Consider the following 21,166-nt stretch of genomic DNA (forward strand, 5'->3'; position numbering starts at 1 on the left):
AGGCGGAGCCGGTAGACGGAACAAGGTCGCGCGGTCAGGCTGGTTCGCGGCCCAATTGCGTGCGGCGGTGGTGGTACTCGTAGAGGCCGTCGAACAAGGGTTTGGTGACCGCGAGCGTCTGCTCGTCGTCGCCGATCATGGACAGGCCGCGGAGAGCTACGTCGAAGCCGGCAGCCTCTGGCGCGTCGTACCGGTCGTCGTCGAGGTCTGCCTCGTGGACGATGCCGGCGATGGTCCACAGGACCGGGTCGGTGAGGTCGTAGCGACGCAGGAACGTTTCGAAGCTGCAGTCGCCGCCGTGGTGGCCGAGGTCCGATCCGCGCATGTCGAACGTGGTCGCGTCAGCGGGAACCTCGTCCGGATCGGTGACGAAGACGAACTCGGCGTCGGGGTCGACCTCGCGTCGGATCAGCCAGGCGCAGGCGGCGCGGTCGATGTGGATCCGGGCGCGGGTGGCCCACTTCATGCGGTCTCCTCGGTCTCGGTCTCTGACGGTTGAAGCGCCTCGACAGCCGCTTGCGCTGCATCACGCTCGGCGGGAGGGAAGTAGTCGCGGCGCTGGATCCTGCGCAGTTCGTTGCGGAGGCGGCGCAACGCGCGGATACGGCCCGGTGAGCCGGGCGGGTGTTCTCGGGCTTGAGCCTCGGCATCGTCGGACAGCCGGCGGTACTCCGCAGCACGGGCTGCAGCCATGTCCTGGGCGACGTCGCGCTCCTGGCTCAGGGAGGCCGGGTGCGCGACCCACAGGCTCGCGGAGCCGCCGGCTTCGACCACTTCCTCCGCGATCCAGTCCAGGTGTTCCCGGGTTCGGGCATCGGAGGGAAGCGCGATCAGGCCGTCACCCAACTGGGCGACGCCCAGGCGCTTCAGCTTGCGCCAGATGCCGATCCGCGGTGTCGAGGGCTCACGCGGCAAGCGGTACGACAGCAACACCCACTCACCCGTTGCCCGCTGGTCCACACCTCGGACGATACTCCAAACTTCAGTGCAACCACGGTTACATTCTAGACATGCCGCCGGGTTCAGGAGGAGAGCCGCCGATGAGTGAGACAGCCGTGACGCGAGACGTCGTGCCACTGCGGACCGCGGTGAAGGCCTGGTTCCTGATCTCGCTGCAGACCTTCGGAGGCCCGGCCGGCCAGATCGCTGTCATGCAACGGACGCTGGTCGACGAGAAGCGGTGGATTAGTCAGCGCCGGTTCCTGCATGCCCTGAACTACTGCATGCTGCTGCCTGGGCCGGAGGCCCAGCAGTTGGCGATCTACGTCGGGTGGTTGCTGAACGGCACCCGTGGCGGGCTGATCGCAGGCGGTCTGTTCGTGCTGCCCGGCATGCTCGCCCTGTTGCTGCTGTCGGTGATCTACGTGGCGTTCGGCGACACGACCGTGGTGTCTGCGGTCTTCGCGGGGCTCGGTCCTGCGGTGGTCGTGATCGTCGTACAGGCTGTGCTGCGGGTCGGGAAGAAGGCGCTCGGCCATCGCGCGCTGGTCCTCCTGGCCGTCGCGGCGTTCGTCGCGCTCGCGGTGTTCGCACTCCCCTTCCCCGTCGTCGTGCTCGCCGCCGGAGTGATTGGCTGGCTCCTCGGACGATTCGCGCCGAACGTCATCCATGGCAAGCCAGGAGGCGAGGCAGCCGACGACGGACCGCCGCCGCTGATCGCCGACGGCGCACTGCACCACGAGCGGCCAAGTCTTCGACGTACCGTCGTTGTACTGACGGTCGGCCTGGTCGCGTGGGCGCTTCCCGTGGTGGCGGCGATGATCGCGACCGGTGCCGGCAGCATCTTCGTGACCCAGGGACTGTTCTTCTCCGGCACCGCGGTGGTCACCTTCGGCGGCGCGTACGCGGTCCTGGCCTTCGTGGCTCAGCGCGCGGTCGAGGTGTACGGATGGCTGTCGGCGTCGGACATGGTCCGGGGCCTGGCACTGGCCGAATCGACGCCGGGACCGTTGATCATGGTGGTCCAGTTCGTCGCGTTCCTCGGTGCCTACTCCCACCCACCGGCCGGCATCGACCCGTGGGTCGCCGGGATCATCGCGTCCCTGCTCACGACCTGGGTGACCTTCGTGCCGTGCTTCCTGTTCATCCTGCTCGGCGCACCATCGGTCGAACGGCTGCGGGACAACAAGTCGCTGTCGGTCGCACTGACCGGCGTCACCTCTGCCGTGGTCGGCGTGATCGCCAATCTCGGGCTGTACTTCGCACTGCACACCCTGTTCGGCACCGTGTCCGTGAAGGATTTCGGCCCGATCCATCTGAACCTGCCACAACTCGGCACCTTCGCCCCGGCGGCCGGCGCCCTGACCCTGCTCTGCGCCGTACTCGTCTTCAAACTGAAGTGGCCGGTACTCCGGGTCCTGGGGATCAGCGCGGCGCTCGGAGCGGCGGCTGCACTGGCCGGCCTCCCGATCAGCTGACGGTCAGGCGGTCCCTCGCGCACTGTCGGCCGACTGGTTGAGGCGTTGCAGCTTGGCGTTGTACGCCGCGAGGGCGGCGTCGCCGTCGCGAGCGGCCTGGCGGTCGAAGCGGCGGGCGGCGCGAGCGTCTGTGCGGACCCACTGGATGAACACGACGACGGTCACGAGCACGATCGGGGTCTCGCCGAATCCCCAGGCGATCCCGCCGCCGGTGGCTTGGTCGGCGAGTGGGTCGAGGCCGAGCGCGGTGGTCGACGCGGCGAACGTTGCGCTGAGCGGGTAGGCGGTCTGCATCACGATCACGCCGAAGAAGGCGTGGAAGGGAACTGCGACCAGGAGTTCGATCAGGCGCAGGCCCGGGGACGAGCGGCGCGGCCAGGGGTCGATGGCCAGGATGGGACCGAAAAACAGCAGGCCGACCGCCAGGAAGTGGATGAGCATCAGCTGATGGCCGACGTGCGTGCGCATCGCGAGATCGAGCAGGTCGGTGAAATACAAGGCGTAGAGGCTGACCACGAAGGCCGTCACAGTGAAGCCGGGATGCGAGATCACCCGGGCGAAGCGGGAGTGCAAGGCTGTCAGGAGGAAGCGACGCGGTGCGCCGTACCGGCTGCCGGCAGGTAGCGTCCGGAGGGCGAGGGTGATTGGGGCCCCGAGCAACAAAAAGATCGGTGTGAGCATCGACAGCACCATGTGCTGGGCCATGTGGACGCTGAACAAGGTCATCCCGTACGACGCGAGGCCGGTCGAGGTGACCAGCACCAAGGTGCCCAGACCCAACAACCACGCGATGGTACGGCCGACCGGCCACGCGACACCTCGCCTGTGCAGCACCAGCACGGCGTACAGGTAGATCGACGCCAGGACGACGATCGCCATCAGCCAGCCGGCGCTTGGATGCCAGGCCGACAAGCTGTCCCAGTTGACGCCGCGATCGGCCGCCGGCGGCATGGCCATGCCGCCGTGACCGCTGTGGCCTTCGTGGCCCTGCGGTGCCTGGATCGGCGGTGTGGGATCTGCCAGTGAGAACAAAGCATTGTCCTGCTCAGTCGTGGGGTGGTTCACCGGTCACGGTGTGGTCGGCATGGAACAGGCCTTCGGCGATCACCCGGCGAAGGTGCACACCGCGAATCGAGTACAGCGAACGGCGGCCGTCCTTACGGACGTCGACAGTACCGGCGAGGCGAAGCCGGGCGAGGTGCTGCGACATGGCCGGCTGAGCCACGCCGATCATCTCGGCCAGCGTGGTCACGTCCAGCTCGGCGCCGTCCGCCAGCGCCCAGAGCAGACGCAGGCGCGTCGGGTCGGCGAGCAGGCGGAACGTCTCGACCGCGACCTGAACCTGGTCGTCGGTCGGCTCCTGACCCTCGTCCGACTTCATATGTGCATCCATGCGCAGACGAGCATACGTCGTGCTAGCGTTGAGCTGTCCTCCGACCCACGGCACCGCGATCTCCCAAGGTCTCCCATGACGCAGCACCTCCCTCCTGAAAACCCGGCCGGCGACGAGCACGGCCACCCTGATCCTCACATCTCCGCCCCGAAAACCGGGCACGGGCACGGCCATGGTCACGCTGATGAGCAGCCCACCTTCGCTGGCCATGGTCACGGACACGGGCACGCCGATCAGCAGCCCAACACCGCGGGCCACGGCCACGGCCACGGCCATGAACACGGGCACGATCACGCGACCGGGTTCAAAGGCTGGCTCCTGTCGATCTTCCGCCCGCACAGCCATGACGCGGCCGACTCGATCGACAACGCGCTGGAGGCCAGCGCCGAAGGTATCCGCGCCCTCAAGATCAGCCTGATCGGCCTCGGCGCGACCGCGATCCTCCAGCTCGTCATCGTGATCATCACCCACTCCACCGCCCTGCTCGCCGATACCATCCACAACTTCTCCGACGCACTCACCGCCGTACCGCTGTGGATCGCGTTCGTCCTCGGCCGCCGCGCCGCCAGCCGCCGCTACACGTACGGCTTCGGCCGCGCCGAAGACCTGGCCGGGGTGTTCATCGTCGCGATGATCGCCCTGTCCGCCGTCGTGGCCGGCTACGAGTCGATCCGCCGCCTGATCGACCCGCAGCCGATCAACAACGTCGGCGTCGTCCTGGCCGCCGGCCTGATCGGCTTCGCCGGCAACGAACTCGTCGCGGTCTACCGGATCCGCGTCGGCCGCAAGATCGGCTCCGCGGCACTGGTCGCCGACGGCCTGCACGCCCGCACCGACGGCTTCACCTCGCTAGCCGTGGTCCTGGCCGCGATCGGCGTGATGCTCGGCTTCCCCCTGGCCGACCCGATCATCGGCCTGCTCATCACCGCGGCGATCCTCGTCGTCCTGAAAGGCGCAGCGACCGACATCTACCGCCGCCTAATGGACGCGGTCGAGCCCGAACTCGTCGACGCCGCCGAGACCAGCCTGCGCGCCGTACCGGGAGTCCTGGACATCGAGAGCCTGCGCCTGCGCTGGACCGGCCACCGCCTGCGCGCCGAAACCGGCGTCGTCGTCGACTCCACACTCGACGTGGTGGCCGCCCACAACATCGCCGTCCAGGCCCACCACGCCCTGCTGCACGGCGTACCGATGCTGATCGACGCCACCGTCCACGTCAGCCCCAACACCACCGACGCGCACCACCTGCTGGCCCACCACCAGCACGAATCGGCGAACGCTCAGTAGGGTTGGAGGACCCGTTCGAGGAGGATCGATGCGTGCGTTCGGCGACCTGGAGGCCGCGATCATGCAGGTCGTGTGGAGTCAAGACGCGCCAGTGACCGTGCGCACCATCACCGACGCCCTGAACACGGACCGGCAGCTGGCCTACACGACAGTCATCACGGTCACCGAGCGGCTCCGCACGAAGGGCTGGCTGCGGCGGACCCGGGTCGGCCGCTCGTTCGAGTACGCCGCCGAGCGCTCCGCCGACGCCTACACCGCACAGTTGATGGACGACGCCCTCGCCGCCTCCGCCGACCGCTCGACAGCGCTGATGCGTTTCGCCGGCACCCTCGACCACGACGAGGTCGCGGCATTGCGCGCCGCACTCGACAACAGGCCGACCGAGCCGTCATGACCACCTACTTCGCGGCACTGCTGCTCGGCTACGCGGTCACCACCGGCGTGGTCGCCGATCGCCTGCTTGCCCGAGCAGCCTGGACCGCGCGGCATCCGGCTGCGGCACTCTGGGTGTGGCACGCCTGCGCCGGCGGCTTCCTGCTCGCCATAGCGGCAGCATCCGTCGTGGCTGCCCACGATCTGTGGGAGCGGGCGATCGTCTGGATCTTCCACGCCGACAAACCGCAGGTCCATCTGGCGTACGCCGGAAAGAACGAGGTCGGCCCCTGGTGGAACGTCACCTTGGTCGTGGTTCTGGCTGTCTACGTCGGACTGGCCGCAATCGCCGCCAGACAGGCGTACCGAAATCACCTCACGCGATCCAAGCACCGGCGCATCGCCGACCTGCTGACGACACAAAGCCGGTACGACGATGTCCAGGTGCTCCAGACCGCGACCCCTGCGGCGTACTGCCTGCCCGGCCGTCGCCGCACGGCGCGCATCATCATCACCATCGGTGCCGTCGACATGCTCACGGCGACAGAGCTCGAGGCGACCATCGAGCACGAACGAGCGCACCTGCACTTCGGGCATCACCGGATGATCTTGTGGGCCGACGCCGTGACCGCCCTGCTGAGGCCCACCGGCGTACTGAAGAACTACGCCGACCAGGTCCGGCGCCTGAGCGAGATGGCGGCCGACGACCGAGCGGCCGTTCGCTGCGGTCCACGACTGGTCGCGTCCGCCCTGCTCGCGATGTGCACCATCGACCCGTCGCCATCCACGGGCTCAGGTCAGCTAGCGATGTCCGGCTCGCGACCGGCCGAACGAATCCGCCGTCTGCTGCACACGACACCGGCCGAACTCGAGCGGACCTCGTCGATCCTCGTCATCGGTACGACGCTCGCGATCTCCCAGATTCCGCTGGCCCTGCTGCTCGTACCCGCCTTCAGCCTCGCCGGCACCGCGCACTGACATCCCGCCGTCGCAGCTCCAGGCCCGCGCGATTTCGCGTTGTTTCTACATCGTGTAGTAGATTCGGTGCATGGCTGATGCCCTCACCTCTGGTGGCACCTCGTCCGGGGAAGGGAACGGTCCTGTACGGATCCGCGGCATGCGCGCCGCGGAGGCCGGGGTCGCTGCGGACTGGCACCGCGACGAATTCCCGAACGGGTTCTACGTCCGGCTCGGCCCCCGCTTCCTGACCGCGTACTACCGCGGCTTCGTGAGGTCGCCGCACGCCACCGCGCTCGTCGCGGTCTCCGCCGAGGACCAGGTCATCGGCTACCTGGCCGGTACGACGAACGACGGGAAACACAACCGGTGGATGCTGTCGCACTACGGACTGGTCGTCGTGGCAGTTGGGCTTGCGTGCCTGCTACGCCGACCCGGCCTGTGGACGGAGTTCCTGCGCTCTCGCGCGCTGTGGTACCTGCGCCGTGCCCTGCGCGTCGCAGTCCGTCCGGCAGGTGGGAGGTCCGGTGAGCTGACCTACCTGGTCTGCTCACCGGACTTCCGAGGACAAGGCGTCGGAAGCCGACTGGTCAGGATCTTCGACCAGTACGCCGGCGCTGCGGGCACCGAACGCCTCACCCTCGTCACCGCGGCCGACGACCAGCGGGTGCGGTCGTTCTACCGGTCACTGGGCTGGCGACTCACCGGCACTCGCTGGACGAAGGAAGGCCGCGAACTCGCCGCCTTCGAGTCGCAGCCCTCCTCGACCGGCCTCCCCACACCGCACCGCAGTCGCCGCGCGACGATCCGCAGATCCTTGGTGGCCTCGACCGCCATCGCCGCCTTCGCCTCGGCTTGCGCGGTCCAGACCGAGGTGGGCCACGCGCCTTCGGAATCACCAGAAGGCATCTCGACGACCACCCCGCCCAGCACCCCGACAGTCAAACCGACGACGCCCGCTCCCGAGCCGCCATCACGCCCGGCAGCCGATGCACGTATCGTCGCCGTTCCCGCTCGGCAGTGGGCGAAGATCGTCGCAACCGGCACCTGGCGGCCCGGCTGCCCGGTTACCAGAACCCAGCTGCGCCGGGTCGAGATCAACCACTACGACTTCGCGGGCAAAGTACGGCGCGGAGTGCTGGTCGTCCACGCCGACACGGCGGCCAGCACGGCACGGATCTTCACCCGGCTGTTCGACGCGAAGTTCCCGATCCGCCAGATGCGGCCGGTCGAGGAGTACAGCGGCGACAACACCCGCAGCATGGCGGCGAACAACACCGCGGCCTACAACTGCCGGCGTCCGACTCAGATCAACGCGCCAGTGAAGGCCTCTCCGCACGCCAACGGCCGCGCGATCGACGTCAACCCCGACCGCAACCCCTGGATCGACCTGCGCTGCAAGTGCTGGCAGCCGACCGCGACGTACAGCAAGAAGCGCACCGGGCCGGGTGTTGTTACCAAGGGCAGCCTGCCGTGGCGCCTGTTCACCGAAGAGGGCTGGATCTGGCAAAACATCGACATCCCCGACTACATGCACTTCGATACCGGCTACCCCTCACGCCCGCTCAGCAAGCGCTGATCCACCCTTCTGAAAGGCCCCCTCAGTGCCCCTCACCTATGCCCGGCTTCCGTTCCGCGTCGCCGCGACCGCGCTCGTAGTGGTCGTCCTCAACGGCTGCGGTGGATCCGCCGACACCGGTGGCGGCGACGCCACGACGCCGTTCGCACCGGCCACGACCCCGGCGGCTCCGTCGACGGCCACGCCCGGCGAGACGGAGGCGACACCGACCCCGGCGCCGTCTCGGCCCGAAACGGTGGCCACCACCCCGGCCGCCGACGTGACCCTGGACATCACCGTTGCCAAAGGCAAGGTCAGCCCCAGCGGCAAGAACGTCGCCGTAAAAGCCGGCCAAACGGTCAGGGTGACCGCGACCTCGGACGTCGCCGACACCATCCACGTGCACGGGTACGACAAGGAACTCACGATGCAACCCGGCAAGGAGACCTCGCTGACCTTCGTTGCTGACAACAAGGGAAGTTTCGAGATCGAGACCCACGAGTCGGGCAAGCTGGTCGCGAAGCTGAACGTGTCGTGAGCATCGCGCAACTGCTGCCGCTGCACGGACTCGGCAGCCGGCAGGACCTCCCGATCCCGCTCACGTACGCCCTGATCGGGGCCGCCGTGGCGATCACCGCCTCCTTCGTCGTCCTCGCGGTCGCCTGGCAATCTCCCAAGTACCGGGGCAACGCCTCCGGCCGGGCACTCCCGCCCGCCGTGACCCGGACCATCGACTCCGGATGGTTCCGATGGACCGTCCGCCTGATCGGCCTGCTCTTCGCCGCCTACGTCGCGATGGCACTGGTCTTCGGCGTCGACCGGCTGACCAACCCGGTCTTCGGAGTCGTCTACGTCCTGGTCTGGGTCGGACTGGTCCCGATCTCGCTGGTGTTCGGCCCCGTCTGGCGGACCCTCAGCCCGCTCCGGACTCTGCACCTGCTCTTCTGCCGCGCGTTTCGCCTCAAACCGTCCGACGGTCTCCTGAAGCTCCCCGCCGGGCTCGGTGTCTGGCCGGCAGCGGTCGGCCTCTTCGCGTTCGTCTGGCTCGAACTGGTAGCTCCCGAGCGCGCGACGCTGCCCGTCCTCCAGGCCTGGTTCGCCTTGTACTTCGCGATCCTGGTCATCGGAGCGCTGCTGTTCGGCGACCGGTGGTTCAGCGCCGCCGACCCGTTCGAGGCCTACGCGATGCTGATGGCCCGGCTGTCTCCCTTCGGTCGCCGTACCGACGGCTCGATCGTCGCCCGCCGCCCGCCGCCCGCCGCCCGCCGCCCGTTGGAGAATCTCGACGGTCTGGCACCGCGCCCAGGTCTCGTCGCCCTGGTCTCGGCACTTCTCGGATCCACGGCGTACGACGGGTTCTCCAACTCCAGCGCGTGGATCGGCTGGGCGCAGAACACCGACTACTCCCCCACGCTGCTCGGCACGCTCGCCCTGCTCGGCTTCGTCCTCTTCGTCTTCATCACCTACAGCGCCGCCACCCAGCTCGCAGGACGCCTCTCCGACAGCAGCCGCAGCCAACTCCCGACGCTGTTCGCCCACTCCGTCGTCCCTATCGCCCTCGGCTACGTCCTGGCCCACTACGCGACCTTGCTGATCCTCGAAGGCCAACGGACCCTGATCCTGCTCAGCGATCCGCTCAGCCGCGGCTGGAACGTCTTCGGTACCCGCGAGCTCGGCGTCAATTCGAGCCTCGCCAACCACACCACCGCCATCTCCATCGGCCTGGTCATCTCCGTCGTCGGCGGCCACATCCTCGGTGTCGTCTCCGCCCACGACCGCGCCGTCGCGCTCTTCCCGCGCGGCCGCGCACTCGCCGGCCAGATCCCGCTCCTGATCGTCATGGTCGCCTACACCGTCGGCGGCCTCGCCCTGCTCTTCTCCACCTGATCGAAGCAAGGCCCTGACCACGCGGAGTCGCCGCACAATCGAGCACCGCAAGGGAACTTTGCACCCGGCCACCGCGCGGATCACCTGGCGTAACGGCATCGTCAACGTCGCCCATGCCGGACCGTTCGGCACCGCGACCGGTGGTCACGCGCGAAGGACGCTGACGCTGTGGAAGAGTGGCCGACAACGACACCCGCTCATCTGCTCGTCGGCATGCACTCGACCAGTACCAGCACCGCATCGTGGTCAGCGCGCGACCAGCGGTTCGCCGGTTTGGGTTGAAACTCAATGAAGATTGAAGGCAACGACCGGGCGTATGCGGGGGTGGCGGCCCGGTGCCATCTGCAGTTCAGGTCGTGCGTCCGGGACTCCGGCTCGGCCTGCGGCGTTCATGCGAGGGAGAGGAACAGTTTCTCCATCTTCTTCACGTCCACGCTGTCGATGGTGTCGCCGGCCGCTAGGCACTGCTGCAGGCCTGTTGCGACGATTGCGAAGCCGGCCCGGTCCAGCGCACGGGATACTGCGGCGAGTTGAGTGATGACATCTTCGCAGTCGCGGCCCTCCTCGAGCATCCGCAGCACTCCGTCGAGCTGCCCACGGGCGCGCTTGATGCGGTTGATCGCTGAAGTCATCTCGGTTGGATCGAGCTCCATCAGTTTTCTCCTTCAGTCGAGTCCAGCGCCGCCAATGCGGCGGTGAGCCGCTGCTTGGCGTCGGCGGCGACGGTGCGCAGGGCGTCGTTGTCGGCCAGTCCCATCATCGCGTCGGGGTCGAACGCCTCCACGATCGTGGTGGCGTCGTCGAGGGCTCGGACCACGACGTTGCAGGGCAGCACCGCGGCGATGGACGGTTCCGCGGTCAGCGCCTCGTAGGCCAGAGCGGGCCGGCAGGCACCGAGGATCACTTGCGGGGCCACGTCGACGTCGAGCTTGTTCTTGAATGTCGCCTTGAGATCGACCTCGGTCAGGATCCCGAACCCTTGCTCGTGGAGTGCGGCGCGGACGGCCTCTACGACGTCGTCGTACGGCTGGGCCAGGGTCTTGGCAATTGTGTAGCTGTTCATCGAAGTGCTCCACTTCTTCTCGGCACCGGCAGCCTTTGACGTCGAGACCGCGAACATGGTGGTCTGCTCCAGAGCGCCGGCCAGGTGCCCCAAGTGGGGTCCCACCCACACCATCCGACTATACCCCCCGTGGTATTTCACCAGCGAGAAGCCCGGCGAAATAAACGACTGATGAGGCAGCGCGGTGGGGCCGTGCCCTCAGTTGAAGAATACCCCCGGGGGTGTGTACGTTGGCTCGTGGCGAATACCCCACCCCGTATCCGGGTACCGCGAGAATGGAGGAATACCAGCGATGAGCGACCTGCTGCTCGCTGCCGGGTTCGACGCGTACTCCGTGGCCGGTGGCACCGCTGCTTGGGTGCGATCGGGACGATCCGTCGAGACCGGCGCTCCCCGCCCCAGCTGACCCGCCCACGCGAACGACACACGACAGGAGTGACTCTGATGAGCGCCGATCTGACGATCGTCCCGATCGAGACGCCCTCGCTCGGCGACCGCAGCTACGTCGTCCACGACGGCGAGGTGGCCTTCGTCGTCGACCCGCAGCGCGACATCGATCGCGTACTGAAAATCCTCGAGGAGCACGGGGTCCGGCTGACCGATGTTTTCGAGACTCACATCCACAACGACTACGTCACCGGCGGCCTCGCCCTGGCCCAGCACACTGGCGCCGCGTACCACGTCAACGCCGAGGACGAGGTTTCCTTCGAGCGCACCCCGATTCGCGACGGCGACACCATCGAGGTCGGCGGACGAATGCGCATCACGGCGCTGTCGACCCCGGGCCACACCTTCAGCCACCTCTCCTACGCCCTGACGGACGCGCGCGCCGCCGGTGGCGTCGACAACTCGGTCGGAGTGTTCTCCGGCGGTTCGCTGCTGTACGGCGCCACCGGACGCCCCGACCTGCTCGGCGACGAGCACACCGACGCGCTGGTCCGTCACCAGCACGCCTCGGCCCACAAGCTGGCCGCGTTGCTGCCGGACCAGACCGAGGTCTTCCCCACCCATGGCTTCGGCTCCTTCTGCGCCGCGACCCAGTCCGATGCAACCGAGTCCACGATCGGGCAGGAGAAGCAGTCCAACCCCGCACTCACCCAGGACGAGGAGACCTACGTCCGCGAACTGCTCGACGGACTCGGCGCCTACCCGGCGTACTACGCCCAGATGAGCCCCGCGAACGCGGCCGGGCCGTCCGAACCCGACCTCACCCCGCCGTCGGAGGCCGATGCCGGCGAGCTGCGCCGACGCATCGAGGCCGGCGAGTGGGTCGTCGACCTGCGCAACCGGACCGCGTTCGCGACCGGCCACGCCAAGGGCACACTGAACTTCGAACTCGACGGCGCGTTCGCCACCTACGTGGGGGCTGATCACCTGGGGAACCCCGCTCACCCTCCTCGGCGAGACCGCCGAGGACATCGCCGCGGCCCAGCGCGAACTCGTCCGGATCGGCATCGACCGACCCGCTGCCCGAGCCACCGGAGGCCCGGAGAACTGGACCGACGAAGAGCTTGCGTCGTTCCCGACAGGATCCTTCGCCGATCTCGAGCAGGTCCGACGGCATCGCCCGGTGGTCGTGGTCGACGTCCGCCGTGCCGACGAGCACGACTCGGCCCGGATCAAGGGCGCGGTCAACATCCCCATCCACGAACTGCCCCGGCGCGTCGCCGACGTCCCCGAGGGCGAACTGTGGGTGCACTGCGCGAGCGGCTACCGCGCCGGCGTCGCCGCCTCGATCCTCGATGCCGCCGGACGTCAGGTCGTCGCGATCGACGACAGCTTCGACAACGCCGAGAAAGTCGGGCTGCACCTCGTGGGCCCCGAGGCGTGACCCTGGTCCTCGCGATCCTCGCCGGCGCGCTCATCGGGCTCAGCCTGGGCGCGCTCGGCGGCGGCGGCTCAGTCCTCGCCGTCCCGGTCCTGGTCTACCTGCTAGACCAAGACGCGGGACAGGCGACCACCGGCTCCCTGGTCGTCGTCGGTATCACCAAGCTCTCCGCCGCTTTCACCGTCTTGGTACTTGTTGTCACCGTCTACACCACCACCCAGGCGTTCGCCACGCTCACCTGAAGCTTCAACCCCGCAGTCATGGTCGCGGTCTTCTTCGCCTTCGCCCACAACTGATCCACCACCAAACCACAAGGAGAACCACCATGTGCCGACCAACCACCTGCAAAACCTGCGGCAAGACCACCTGGGCCGGCTGCGGCCAACACATCACCCAGGTCAAGGCCACCGTCCCCGCCGACCAGTGGTGTCCCGGCCACCCCAAGGCCGAACGCACCGGTAGCAACAGCTTCCTCAGCAGGCTCTTCGGCCGCCGCTGACCACCACCCCCGACGCGCTGGATCGCTTCGCCACCTCGTGTTCAGCTACCCCCTCCTGTTCAACTGACCATCGCACGAACGACCCCAGGGCTCCGGTCCTCAGAACCTGGCAGTGACCACCGCACTGTCGGCTTCGGGTCAGCGCGCGGCAACGCGGTCAGTCCAGCTGGCTTTGGCGCCCGAGTCTCCGATCCTGACGATGTCGTAGACGGCCGCGCCGGATGCGACAAGGGCGATCACCGCAATGGTGGCGGTCACGGCGGTCGAGGACGGTGCCAGGTAGGTGCGCCTGCCGGCTGCTGGGCTCGTACCCTCGCGCTGACGCCACCAGATGATGGCAGCCAGGACGGCGACAGCGATGGCGGCGTAGATCGCGGTGTCGCCGAGTTGTGCGTGACGGCGGATGAGAGCGTCGGGTGCCAGTTGGTGCTCTAGCCACTCCCCCGCGCTGGTTGTGATCGGCACCAGCACGACAACCAGTAGAGCCAGGATCACGTTCGGGCCGGCCAGGCGCCGTCGTCCGGCCGGCCAGATCGCGGTGAGTGCGAGCAGTGCTGCGGACAGCGGGAGGAGTACGACGACGGCGTGCACCAGGAGGACGTGGGCCGGGAGGCCGTTGACTGTCTGCATTGGGTTCCTTCGAGCTCTCCGCCGACGGCGGCGATCGCCGGGCGCTGATGCGGTCACGATGGCAGCTGATTCTTGGGAGTTCCTTAGTGCTCGTCGTGTCTAGCGCGGCGGCTGGTAGTGCGCTGCGTCCAGCGCTGACTGCAGCGACTGCCGGTATCCGTCGGAGGTGAAGGTCGCGCCGGAGACGGTGTCGATCTGGGCGCTTTGAGCGGTGATCGCCTCCTGCTCCAACGTTGGCAGCGCGAACGAACTGATCTCGCGGTCTCGGCTTTCCGATGACGGTGAGGCGATCGTCGTCACCGCCACGATGCGATGGGACCGGACTTTGACTTGCACGTCGCCGTAGCGGGTGTGGGCGGCGACGCCGTTGACGGTCACGGTGTTCTGGGCTGGTGCGGCGCTGACGATCCCGGCAGGTGCCGCTGGAGGTGGCGGGCCGCTGAGCCGGTTGGTGCTCGTCGGGTAGACGAAGAGCAGGCCGAGCAGAGTCCCGGTGGCTCCGACGGCCAGGGCGTTGCGGCGCCGGCGCGTGGAGTGGCTGCTCATCGTGGCCCCGCGCGGTGCGCTGCATCCAGCGCCGACTGCAGCGACTGCCGGTACCCGGCGGAGGTGAAGCTGCCCCTGACACGGTGTCGATGTTTGCGCTCTGGGCGGCGAGCGCTTCTTGGTTCAGGAGCGGGATCGCGTAGCTGTTGATGTCTTGGGTGTGTCCGCTGCCGGTCGGCTGGGTCGGCGTGCGGACGAGTGTGATCCGGTCACCTTGCAGCGCGACCTGGACCTGGATCGGCCCGTAGGCGGTATCGACCAGGTCGCCTGTGACGGTGACGGTCGCAGGTGTGGGGCGGGCTGTGCCGTGTGGTCTGCGGCCGGGCGGGGCTCCTCGCGTGCTGGGTCTGTTGGTCGTGGGCGCAGCTGGTCGAGCGGGTTCGGGGCTGGGTGGGCTGATCCGCGCCGAGGGTGCCGCGCCCGCGGGCGGGGCGGGCAGGTCGCCGGCACGCAGCCCGGCGCCGACGACGACAAGGGTGGCCGCGGACATGATCAGTGTGGTTCGGCGTCTCACGAGTGCTCTCCTGTCACCACGAGAACCGCTCCTGGTGGAGCTGCCTGGACGGAAGGCCAGCTGCGAGGGCCGCTGCGCAGGCGGCGTCCATCCAGCGGTCAGGGCCGCACACGTAGACGTCGTACTCGCTGATGGCCGGGATGAGGTGCAGCAGCGCTTCCTCGTCCGCCCATGCCTCGGCGTTGTCGGGGAGCCACGAGTCCCGGCTGCGGATCCTCGGCCCGAGCAGGTAGTGCATGGTGATGCCGCGTCTCCGTGCGAGCTGGTCCAGCTCGTCGCGGAAGACGAGGTCGTTCAGGTCACGGGCGCGGTAGACCAGAACGGCGTCGCCGGGACGGTAGTCGAGTTCCTCGAGCAGCGCGCGCAGTGGAGTGATGCCGATGCCGCAGGCAAGCATCGCTACCTTGCCGGTGACTCGAACCGCGTCCGTGAGCCGGCCGTACGGGCCTTCGATGGCCACCCTCGTGCCGGGTTTCACCCCGGCCAGGCGCGCGCTTCCGTCGCCGACGGCCTTGGCTGTCACTCGCAGCCGGTCCGGTGCTGGTGAGGCCGACAGCGAGTACGGGTTGCCGCGTGACCAGCCCGGGCCGTCCAGGAAGCGGAAGACGAAGTACTGCCCGGCGCGGGCCGGGAGCCGGTGCAGGCGACGGCCGCCCAGCACAACGGTGACCACGCCAGGGCCTTCCCGGATCACTTCCGTGACGGTGAGGGCGTGCCGCAGCGTGCGCCAGATCGGCAGGCCGACGCGATAGACCAGCACTGCAGTGAGTGCGATCGCGTAGGCCGACCACCAGTAGGCCCTCGCTGCCGGTGACGTGGTGAAGTCGGCGCCGGTCCAGATCTCGTGAGGCACCGACAGACCGACCCCGACGTAGGCGTACAGGTGGAGCAGGTGCCACGACTCGTAGCGCAGAGCCCGGCGGGCTGCGCGGATCGAGGTCACGACCACAGCGGCCAGCGCGAGGACTGCCGCGACTGCGAGCAGCATCCCGCCGTACGAAGTGACGACCGTCCAGGTCTCGCCCACGAGGCTGCTGTGGTCCCTCAATGAGTAGCCGATGAGGATCAGCGCGACGTGGGCCATCAGCAGGTTGAACGAGCAGAAGCCGACCAGCCGATGCCGTCGGGCCAGTTCGTCTTGGCCGTAGCTGCGCTCGATCATCGGTACTCGCGCCATCAAGAAACACCTGCACGAGCAACAGATCAGCTGCCAGCAAGCCGGACAGGCGCCCCAGGGAGGTCAGCACATCGGCTGGTCCGGCTGCCAGCAACTGGACGCCCCGGCCGGACAGCCAGAGGACGACCACCACCAAACCGGTGCTCCAGCACGCCACCCCGACCGCGTCGCGCCACCAGGCCGGCGTACGACGAAGCCGCCGGCGGACGTGCGATTTCGTCAGCACGCTCACCGCCGGTGCCACCGGGATCGGCCCAGCGTGTGGCTGTCGGATGTCATGCTCGGACAATGCCCGCCGATTCTTAGCGCTTCCTTGGACCGGCCCCGGCAAGTGCTGGGAGGATGAGCTCGAAGGTCGCGCCCACGTCGCTGGGAGCAAGCCGGAGCTGACCGCCGTGCCGGTTCGCGACGTCATGGGTGAGTGCGAGCCCGAGCCCGTAGTGCGCCCGGCCGGCGCGATGACCACCCGACTCGAACCGGCGCAGCACCCGCTCGGCGTCGTCGGGACTGATCCCGGGGCCGGTGTCGCTCACCGCGACAACCACATGCCGCCGGTCCCGCCGTACCGCGATCTGCACCACGCCGTCTCGCGGGGTGTGGTCGATCGCGTTGTCGACAAGGGCAACTACCGCGCGCCGGATGGCGCTGACCGAGCCGCGGACCAGAAAGTCGGCTCCGTCGGTACGCCAGGACAAACTCACCCCGGCCTGATCGGCGTGAGCAGCGGCACTGTCCACCACCGCCGCGGCCAGCGGTGCCACATCGACTGGTTCGTGGGCGTCGTCGGCGCGAGGGTCGGCCGTCACTAGCAGGTCGTCGACCACTTCACCGAGCCGTTTGGTGTCTTGGACAACGCCGCGTGCGTCCTGCAGGATCTCCTGGCTCGATCCACTACGCCGCAGCGCGCGGTCCAGCACCTGCGCGCGCGTACTCAGCAACGTCAGTGGGGTGCGCAGCTCATGGCCGGCGTCGGCGACGAACGCGCGTTGCAGCGCCAACGCCTGAGCCAACGGACGGACCGCGCGGCGTCCGAGCCACACCCCCAGCAAACCGGCCACGATCAGTCCCAGCACGGACGCGAGACCCATCGCCTGAAGCATGCGAGCACGCTCGGCATGGGCCGTTGCCAAGTCGGTGACCGCCTGGACGGTCTTGTCCTGGCGGATCCCGGTGGCGATTCGGTACTCCCCGCCGTTGTTCTCCAGGCTGGTCAGCCTGACTTGCGGCGTGGCAGCACGCCGCAGTTCGGCCAGCTCGGGAAGCACAGCAGCAGGGATGCCGGGCGAGGACGCTGTACCACTCGGTCCCGCCATCACCAGCCAAGTGCTCGGCGGCGGATCACCGACGTCGTCTGCCGTCGCGACCGTGGCGCGCAGCAGATCGTCCACCGCTCCTGCCTGCCCGCGGACCACCACGATCGTGACCAGCGCGATCAGGAGCAGCATCGCCAGGGCCACCAATGCCGCCGCGTGAGCGGCGAAGCCGCGGGCCGCCCGGCGAACGAGGACATCGTCGCCTGTCGGCTGCTTGCTCATGGCGACCCCAGCCGGTATCCGAGCCCACGCACGGTCCGGATCACTGCGCTGCCGAGCTTGCGGCGGCAGTAGTGGACGTAGGTGTCCACCACCGTCTCCGATTCCGCATGCCCGAACACCCGATCCAGCAGCTCGGCGCGACTGAACACGACACCAGGCCGGCCAGCCAGCAGCGCAAGCAGCGAAGCTTCGCGCTCGGACAACTCGACCACACCACCGCCGGTACGCCGTACGGCCCGGCTGGTGAGGTCCAGATACCCACCCGGCACGGGAAGTTCTCGGGCCTCGTCGGAATGACGCCGCAGCAACGCGCGAATCCGCGCCAGCAGCTCGGTGAGCTCGAACGGCTTGGCCAGATAGTCCTCAGCACCGGCGTCCAGGCCGTCGACCCGATCCGCGGTGCTGCCGCGAGCAGACAGCACCAGGATCGGTGTACCGACTCCACGGTCGCGCAACCGCTCGATCAGGTCCAAACCCTCGATCGCGGGCAGGCCGCGGTCAACGATCATCACCTCGAACGCGCGGGTCAACGCGAGATGGAGCCCGCTGTGGCCGTCACCGGCGCGCGTAACGGCGTACCCCTCGTCGCTCAGCACCCGGTCGAGCAGGCCGGCCAAGTCGGGATCATCCTCCACGAGCAACAGGCGCCGATCACCGGTCATCGAGACCCCTCCGAACCATCGGCGTTCCAGCCGGGGCTCGCCCGGAGGGTGCCATCGGCAAGTATCCCCAGCCCCTCGTAACCGGGAACCGCAGACAGGACCACCGGCCACGCGTCGCCTGCCACGAACGCCGCGGTCGCAAGGACATCGGCGGTCTCCAAGGAGGGTCCACTCACCGACACCGATAGCCAACCGGTCAGCACCGGGTCGCCAGTTCGGGGGTCGTACAGGTGAGCACCCCTGGCCGCAGTTCCACTCGTAGCGACCGCACCACCAGTCCGGGCAACCGTCGCAACCACCCGGCCAGGATCGCGAGGGTCCTGGATTCCGACAGTGAAGGGCCGGCCGCTCGGGCACAACACGACGACGTCGCCTCCGGCGTTCAGGCACCAGTCCAGATCGGCCACGCCGCTCAACCGCTGGCTGGCGAGCTCGACACCCCATCCCTTCACCAGCCCCAAAGGATCCCAGCCGCCACCCGGGGGAATGGCGTCGAACAACCCGCCGGTCAGCTCCCGGGCGCGATCGCAACGCGTGGCCACCTCCCGCACGACCGGGTCGACCTCGCTCCACGCCAACTCCCCTCGCACCAGCCTGGTGACCGCGCTATCGGTTTTGTACGGCGAGAAGACCCGGTCGACCTCGACGAGTTCAGCGAAGACCTCCTGCACCACCGCCTCGGCCGGCGCCGACCACGCCCGATCGCCGCGAGCCAGCACGCTGACCGGCAAACCCATGATCTGCTCAACCCAGCTGCGCCTTTCAGGCAACTGTCCTCCGTTCACGCCGCGTACAAACCGGCGCCCACCAACACCATCCATGAAGCGCCGGCCACTATGAGCACTCGGTCGCGGAACAGCTCGTGTTCGGGGAGTTCGCCTCGGCCGGTGGAGATGAGGAACGCGTAGCGGAGAAGGGCTGTCAGGAAGGGGAGGAACGAGACGGCCAGTAGTTGGCGGATGACGTCGTGACCGAGGTACTGAAAGGCCCAGAGGCCGTACGAGAGGGTCGTGCCCAGGAGGGCGACCGTGGTGAGCTGATCCAGCCACGCGGTGGAGTAGGCGGCCAGGACTGGGCGGCTGCGGGCGTTGGGGGCGGTGGAGCCGCGTTCGGCGCGGCGTTTGCCGGCGACCAGGAAGAGGGCTCCGAAGAGGGAGACGAGCAGAAACCAGTTGGAAACCGGCACGCCGGTAGCGGTGGCGCCGGCGGCGGCTCGGAGCACGAAGCCCAGCGCGACCAGGACCACGTCGACCACAGCGACGTGCTTGAGGCCTTGGACGTAGGCGAGTTGCGCGACCAGGTAAGTCAGGCCCAGGAGGAGCGTCGGCACGCCAAGGGCAGCGGCGGTCGCGAGACCGGCCGCGGCGGCAAAGGCGGACCACACCAGGGCTACGGGCGGAGTGATCGCACCGGCGGCGACCGGACGGTGTTGCTTGCGGGGGTGGCGACGGTCATCGGAGGCGTCGCGGACGTCGTTCAACGCGTAGATCGCGATCGACAGCAGGATGAACGCTACCGCCGCGACCGCCGCGCGCAGGACAATGCTCGGGTGATCGATTACCCCCGCAGCAGAAGGCGCCGCGAAGAGCATCACCGCCTTGTGCCACTGCTGCGGCCGGCTCAGCCGGATCAGCGCGCGGCCGCGCCCGACCCGAACAGCAACGGCCGGTGGAGCCTGGAGGTCCGTCATCGCGTCACCACGTAGAAGAAGTCCCGCTGGTCGTCGACCAGGTAGCGATCAGTGGGCGACGTCATCGACGGGAGCAACTGCTTGCTCACCAACGACCCACCGGCGCCGGGCTGCTGAATCGTGAAACTGACCATCGCGGCATGAATGTCGAGCTCCATCCCCTGCTGGATCCCTGTCTGCTGCATCGCCGAAGCCAGACTGGCGAGTGTCAGCCCCTGACCGGCGACGTAAATCAAGTCGCCCTTGGCATCCGTCCCAAGCCCGGACCGCCAGGTGTACTGGAACTGGCTCCGCACACTCCCCCACCGGCCTTGCGCGTTCTGCGTCAGCCCGTCGACCAGCCGGCCGCCGGTGACCACCATGTCGAGGTTCTGCCGTACGGCGACCACGTCCGGCGTCATCGAGACGTTCCGGTTCCACTCCCCGATGCGCGCGGTGCCGTTGCGGTAGACGACCACCGATGCCCGCCCGTCGACCAGCGGTACGGCGGGCGAATCCGTGGTCCACCAGCCACCGTGCGAGTCGGCCATCTTGAAGCCCGCGTTGAAGGCCGCGACCAGATTCGAGCGAGCGTCCGAGGGGATCGAGTAGCCGTTCTTCGACGCCATCCCAACCACCGGTTCACGGGTACCCGGCATCAATCGCAGCGCATCGGTCGCCTGCGGCAGCAGCGCCGCGGCGGCGGTCACCGGCAGGTGCGCGGGATCAGGACGGAACCACGTCGTCCAGACCAAGGTCCGTCCCCCGGCATCGGTCCGCGCCGACGACCAAGCACCCTCATGCGGCAACGCACCCACGCCGCGAAGCGTCCGCACCCGAGGCAGCCCGACGGACTGACCGGCGATCGGCGTCGGCTGCTGCACCGTCGGCATGTCGTGCGGCGAACCACTGGCCGGCGGCGCCTGTCTGGAGTACTTCCAGGTCTCGACAGCGTCGATCACGCCACCGCCGCCGTGGTCCCGGACCCATTCGACCGTTCGTACGGCGAAGCTGGCGCTGCCTGGATAGAGCAGCGCGCGAGCGTAGGAAATCGCCGGCGCGACCAGCAGCAGGCAGATCACCAGCGCGATCACCTGACGCCGCCGACGGCGTCGCATCTTCTTCGCGGGCAAGGGAAGTGATTGCTTCATACCCTCAGTAGAACGACTCGG

Annotated in this window: 24 protein-coding genes and 1 pseudogene; 11 read left to right on the top strand and 14 right to left on the bottom strand. The window is 68.4% G+C overall.

Annotated elements, in window-relative coordinates; translation table 11 throughout:
- Positions 1–34 precede the first annotated feature (34 nt).
- Complete coding sequence (locus tag ACLQ2O_RS17920) at positions 35–466, bottom strand: chromate resistance protein ChrB domain-containing protein (protein ID WP_425832683.1); 432 nt, start codon at positions 464–466, stop codon at positions 35–37.
- On the bottom strand, positions 463–960 hold the full coding sequence (locus tag ACLQ2O_RS17925) for a Chromate resistance protein ChrB (RefSeq protein WP_425832685.1): 498 nt from the start codon (positions 958–960) through the stop codon (positions 463–465). The genes ACLQ2O_RS17920 and ACLQ2O_RS17925 overlap by 4 nt, the downstream gene beginning before the upstream one ends.
- Positions 961–1,040: 80 nt before the next feature.
- Between ACLQ2O_RS17925 and chrA the strand changes: the two genes are divergently transcribed.
- Positions 1,041–2,417, top strand: a complete 1,377-nt coding sequence (chrA, locus tag ACLQ2O_RS17930) for a chromate efflux transporter (protein ID WP_425832687.1) — start codon at positions 1,041–1,043, stop codon at positions 2,415–2,417.
- 3 nt (positions 2,418–2,420) lie between these two features.
- On the opposite strand, the gene ACLQ2O_RS17935 is transcribed toward chrA, so the two are convergent.
- The gene (locus ACLQ2O_RS17935) at positions 2,421–3,449 is read right to left on the bottom strand and encodes a cytochrome c oxidase assembly protein (protein ID WP_425832689.1); all 1,029 of its coding nucleotides are present in this window, start codon (positions 3,447–3,449) and stop codon (positions 2,421–2,423) included.
- Positions 3,450–3,462: 13 nt separating this feature from the next.
- Complete coding sequence (locus ACLQ2O_RS17940) at positions 3,463–4,281, bottom strand: ArsR/SmtB family transcription factor (protein ID WP_425832691.1); 819 nt, start codon at positions 4,279–4,281, stop codon at positions 3,463–3,465.
- On the opposite strand from ACLQ2O_RS17940, the gene ACLQ2O_RS17945 reads away from it, so the two are divergent.
- The 6 genes from ACLQ2O_RS17945 (at position 4,267) to ACLQ2O_RS17970 (ending at position 9,871) form a co-directional block, all read left to right on the top strand.
- Entirely contained in the window at positions 4,267–5,097 is an 831-nt protein-coding gene (locus ACLQ2O_RS17945; RefSeq protein ID WP_425832693.1) for a cation diffusion facilitator family transporter, read from the top strand. The two genes, ACLQ2O_RS17940 and ACLQ2O_RS17945, sit on opposite strands and share 15 nt — an antisense overlap.
- A 28-nt stretch (positions 5,098–5,125) precedes the next feature.
- Positions 5,126–5,491 (top strand): BlaI/MecI/CopY family transcriptional regulator, encoded by a 366-nt coding sequence (locus tag ACLQ2O_RS17950; RefSeq protein ID WP_425832695.1) that lies wholly within the window; start codon positions 5,126–5,128, stop codon positions 5,489–5,491.
- Positions 5,488–6,447, top strand: coding sequence for a M56 family metallopeptidase (locus tag ACLQ2O_RS17955; RefSeq protein ID WP_425832697.1), 960 nt, complete (start codon positions 5,488–5,490; stop codon positions 6,445–6,447). Before ACLQ2O_RS17950 ends, ACLQ2O_RS17955 begins: the two co-directional genes overlap by 4 nt.
- A gap of 70 nt (positions 6,448–6,517) precedes the next feature.
- Positions 6,518–8,005 (top strand): GNAT family N-acetyltransferase, encoded by a 1,488-nt coding sequence (locus ACLQ2O_RS17960; protein WP_425832699.1) that lies wholly within the window; start codon positions 6,518–6,520, stop codon positions 8,003–8,005.
- Positions 8,006–8,030: 25 nt separating this feature from the next.
- Positions 8,031–8,522 carry a cupredoxin domain-containing protein gene (locus tag ACLQ2O_RS17965; protein WP_425832701.1) on the top strand — a complete coding sequence of 164 codons (492 nt, stop codon included), beginning with the start codon at positions 8,031–8,033 and terminating at the stop codon, positions 8,520–8,522.
- A complete protein-coding gene (locus ACLQ2O_RS17970) occupies positions 8,519–9,871 on the top strand; it encodes a hypothetical protein (RefSeq protein ID WP_425832703.1) in 1,353 nt (450 codons plus the stop codon). The genes ACLQ2O_RS17965 and ACLQ2O_RS17970 overlap by 4 nt, the downstream gene beginning before the upstream one ends.
- Before the next feature lie 389 nt (positions 9,872–10,260).
- Here ACLQ2O_RS17970 and ACLQ2O_RS17975 read toward each other — a convergent pair whose 3' ends face one another.
- Together ACLQ2O_RS17975 and ACLQ2O_RS17980 are read right to left on the bottom strand one after the other, a co-directional pair.
- Positions 10,261–10,524: a metal-sensitive transcriptional regulator gene (locus ACLQ2O_RS17975; protein WP_425832705.1), complete on the bottom strand. Its 264-nt coding sequence runs from the start codon at positions 10,522–10,524 to the stop codon at positions 10,261–10,263.
- Positions 10,524–11,039, bottom strand: a complete 516-nt coding sequence (locus tag ACLQ2O_RS17980; protein WP_425832707.1) for a DUF302 domain-containing protein — start codon at positions 11,037–11,039, stop codon at positions 10,524–10,526. The genes ACLQ2O_RS17975 and ACLQ2O_RS17980 overlap by 1 nt, the downstream gene beginning before the upstream one ends.
- Before the next feature lie 339 nt (positions 11,040–11,378).
- Between ACLQ2O_RS17980 and ACLQ2O_RS17985 the strand changes: the two are divergent.
- From ACLQ2O_RS17985 to ACLQ2O_RS18000, 4 genes and pseudogenes are all read left to right on the top strand, one after another.
- Positions 11,379–11,690: pseudogene (locus ACLQ2O_RS17985) on the top strand (MBL fold metallo-hydrolase); the annotation flags it as partial.
- An 820-nt stretch (positions 11,691–12,510) separates the two neighbouring features.
- Positions 12,511–12,765 (top strand): rhodanese-like domain-containing protein, encoded by a 255-nt coding sequence (locus tag ACLQ2O_RS17990; RefSeq protein WP_425833997.1) that lies wholly within the window; start codon positions 12,511–12,513, stop codon positions 12,763–12,765.
- A complete protein-coding gene (locus ACLQ2O_RS17995) occupies positions 12,762–13,004 on the top strand; it encodes a hypothetical protein (protein ID WP_425833999.1) in 243 nt (80 codons plus the stop codon). The genes ACLQ2O_RS17990 and ACLQ2O_RS17995 overlap by 4 nt, the downstream gene beginning before the upstream one ends.
- An 83-nt stretch (positions 13,005–13,087) precedes the next feature.
- The gene (locus ACLQ2O_RS18000; protein WP_425832709.1) at positions 13,088–13,261 is read left to right on the top strand and encodes a hypothetical protein; all 174 of its coding nucleotides are present in this window, start codon (positions 13,088–13,090) and stop codon (positions 13,259–13,261) included.
- 138 nt (positions 13,262–13,399) lie between these two features.
- On the opposite strand, the gene ACLQ2O_RS18005 is transcribed toward ACLQ2O_RS18000, so the two are convergent.
- The 8 genes from ACLQ2O_RS18005 to ACLQ2O_RS18040 form a co-directional block, all read right to left on the bottom strand.
- A complete protein-coding gene (locus ACLQ2O_RS18005) occupies positions 13,400–13,891 on the bottom strand; it encodes a DUF2231 domain-containing protein (protein ID WP_425832711.1) in 492 nt (163 codons plus the stop codon).
- Between the two features lie 99 nt (positions 13,892–13,990).
- Positions 13,991–14,437: an FMN-binding protein gene (locus tag ACLQ2O_RS18010; protein ID WP_425832713.1), complete on the bottom strand. Its 447-nt coding sequence runs from the start codon at positions 14,435–14,437 to the stop codon at positions 13,991–13,993.
- 527 nt (positions 14,438–14,964) lie between these two features.
- Positions 14,965–16,128 (bottom strand): ferredoxin reductase family protein, encoded by a 1,164-nt coding sequence (locus ACLQ2O_RS18015; protein WP_425832715.1) that lies wholly within the window; start codon positions 16,126–16,128, stop codon positions 14,965–14,967.
- A 302-nt stretch (positions 16,129–16,430) separates the two neighbouring features.
- A complete protein-coding gene (locus ACLQ2O_RS18020) occupies positions 16,431–17,663 on the bottom strand; it encodes a sensor histidine kinase (protein ID WP_425832717.1) in 1,233 nt (410 codons plus the stop codon).
- Positions 17,660–18,325, bottom strand: coding sequence for a response regulator transcription factor (locus ACLQ2O_RS18025; protein WP_425832719.1), 666 nt, complete (start codon positions 18,323–18,325; stop codon positions 17,660–17,662). Before ACLQ2O_RS18025 ends, ACLQ2O_RS18020 begins: the two co-directional genes overlap by 4 nt.
- Complete coding sequence (locus ACLQ2O_RS18030; protein ID WP_425832721.1) at positions 18,322–19,146, bottom strand: FAD:protein FMN transferase; 825 nt, start codon at positions 19,144–19,146, stop codon at positions 18,322–18,324. The genes ACLQ2O_RS18025 and ACLQ2O_RS18030 overlap by 4 nt, the downstream gene beginning before the upstream one ends.
- On the bottom strand, positions 19,107–20,015 hold the full coding sequence (locus ACLQ2O_RS18035) for a decaprenyl-phosphate phosphoribosyltransferase (RefSeq protein ID WP_425832723.1): 909 nt from the start codon (positions 20,013–20,015) through the stop codon (positions 19,107–19,109). Before ACLQ2O_RS18035 ends, ACLQ2O_RS18030 begins: the two co-directional genes overlap by 40 nt.
- Positions 20,012–21,145 (bottom strand): phosphodiester glycosidase family protein, encoded by a 1,134-nt coding sequence (locus tag ACLQ2O_RS18040; protein ID WP_425832725.1) that lies wholly within the window; start codon positions 21,143–21,145, stop codon positions 20,012–20,014. Before ACLQ2O_RS18040 ends, ACLQ2O_RS18035 begins: the two co-directional genes overlap by 4 nt.
- Positions 21,146–21,166 lie beyond the last annotated feature (21 nt).

It is taken from the genome of Kribbella sp. DT2, from assembly GCF_049844575.1.
Taxonomy (GTDB): domain Bacteria; phylum Actinomycetota; class Actinomycetes; order Propionibacteriales; family Kribbellaceae; genus Kribbella.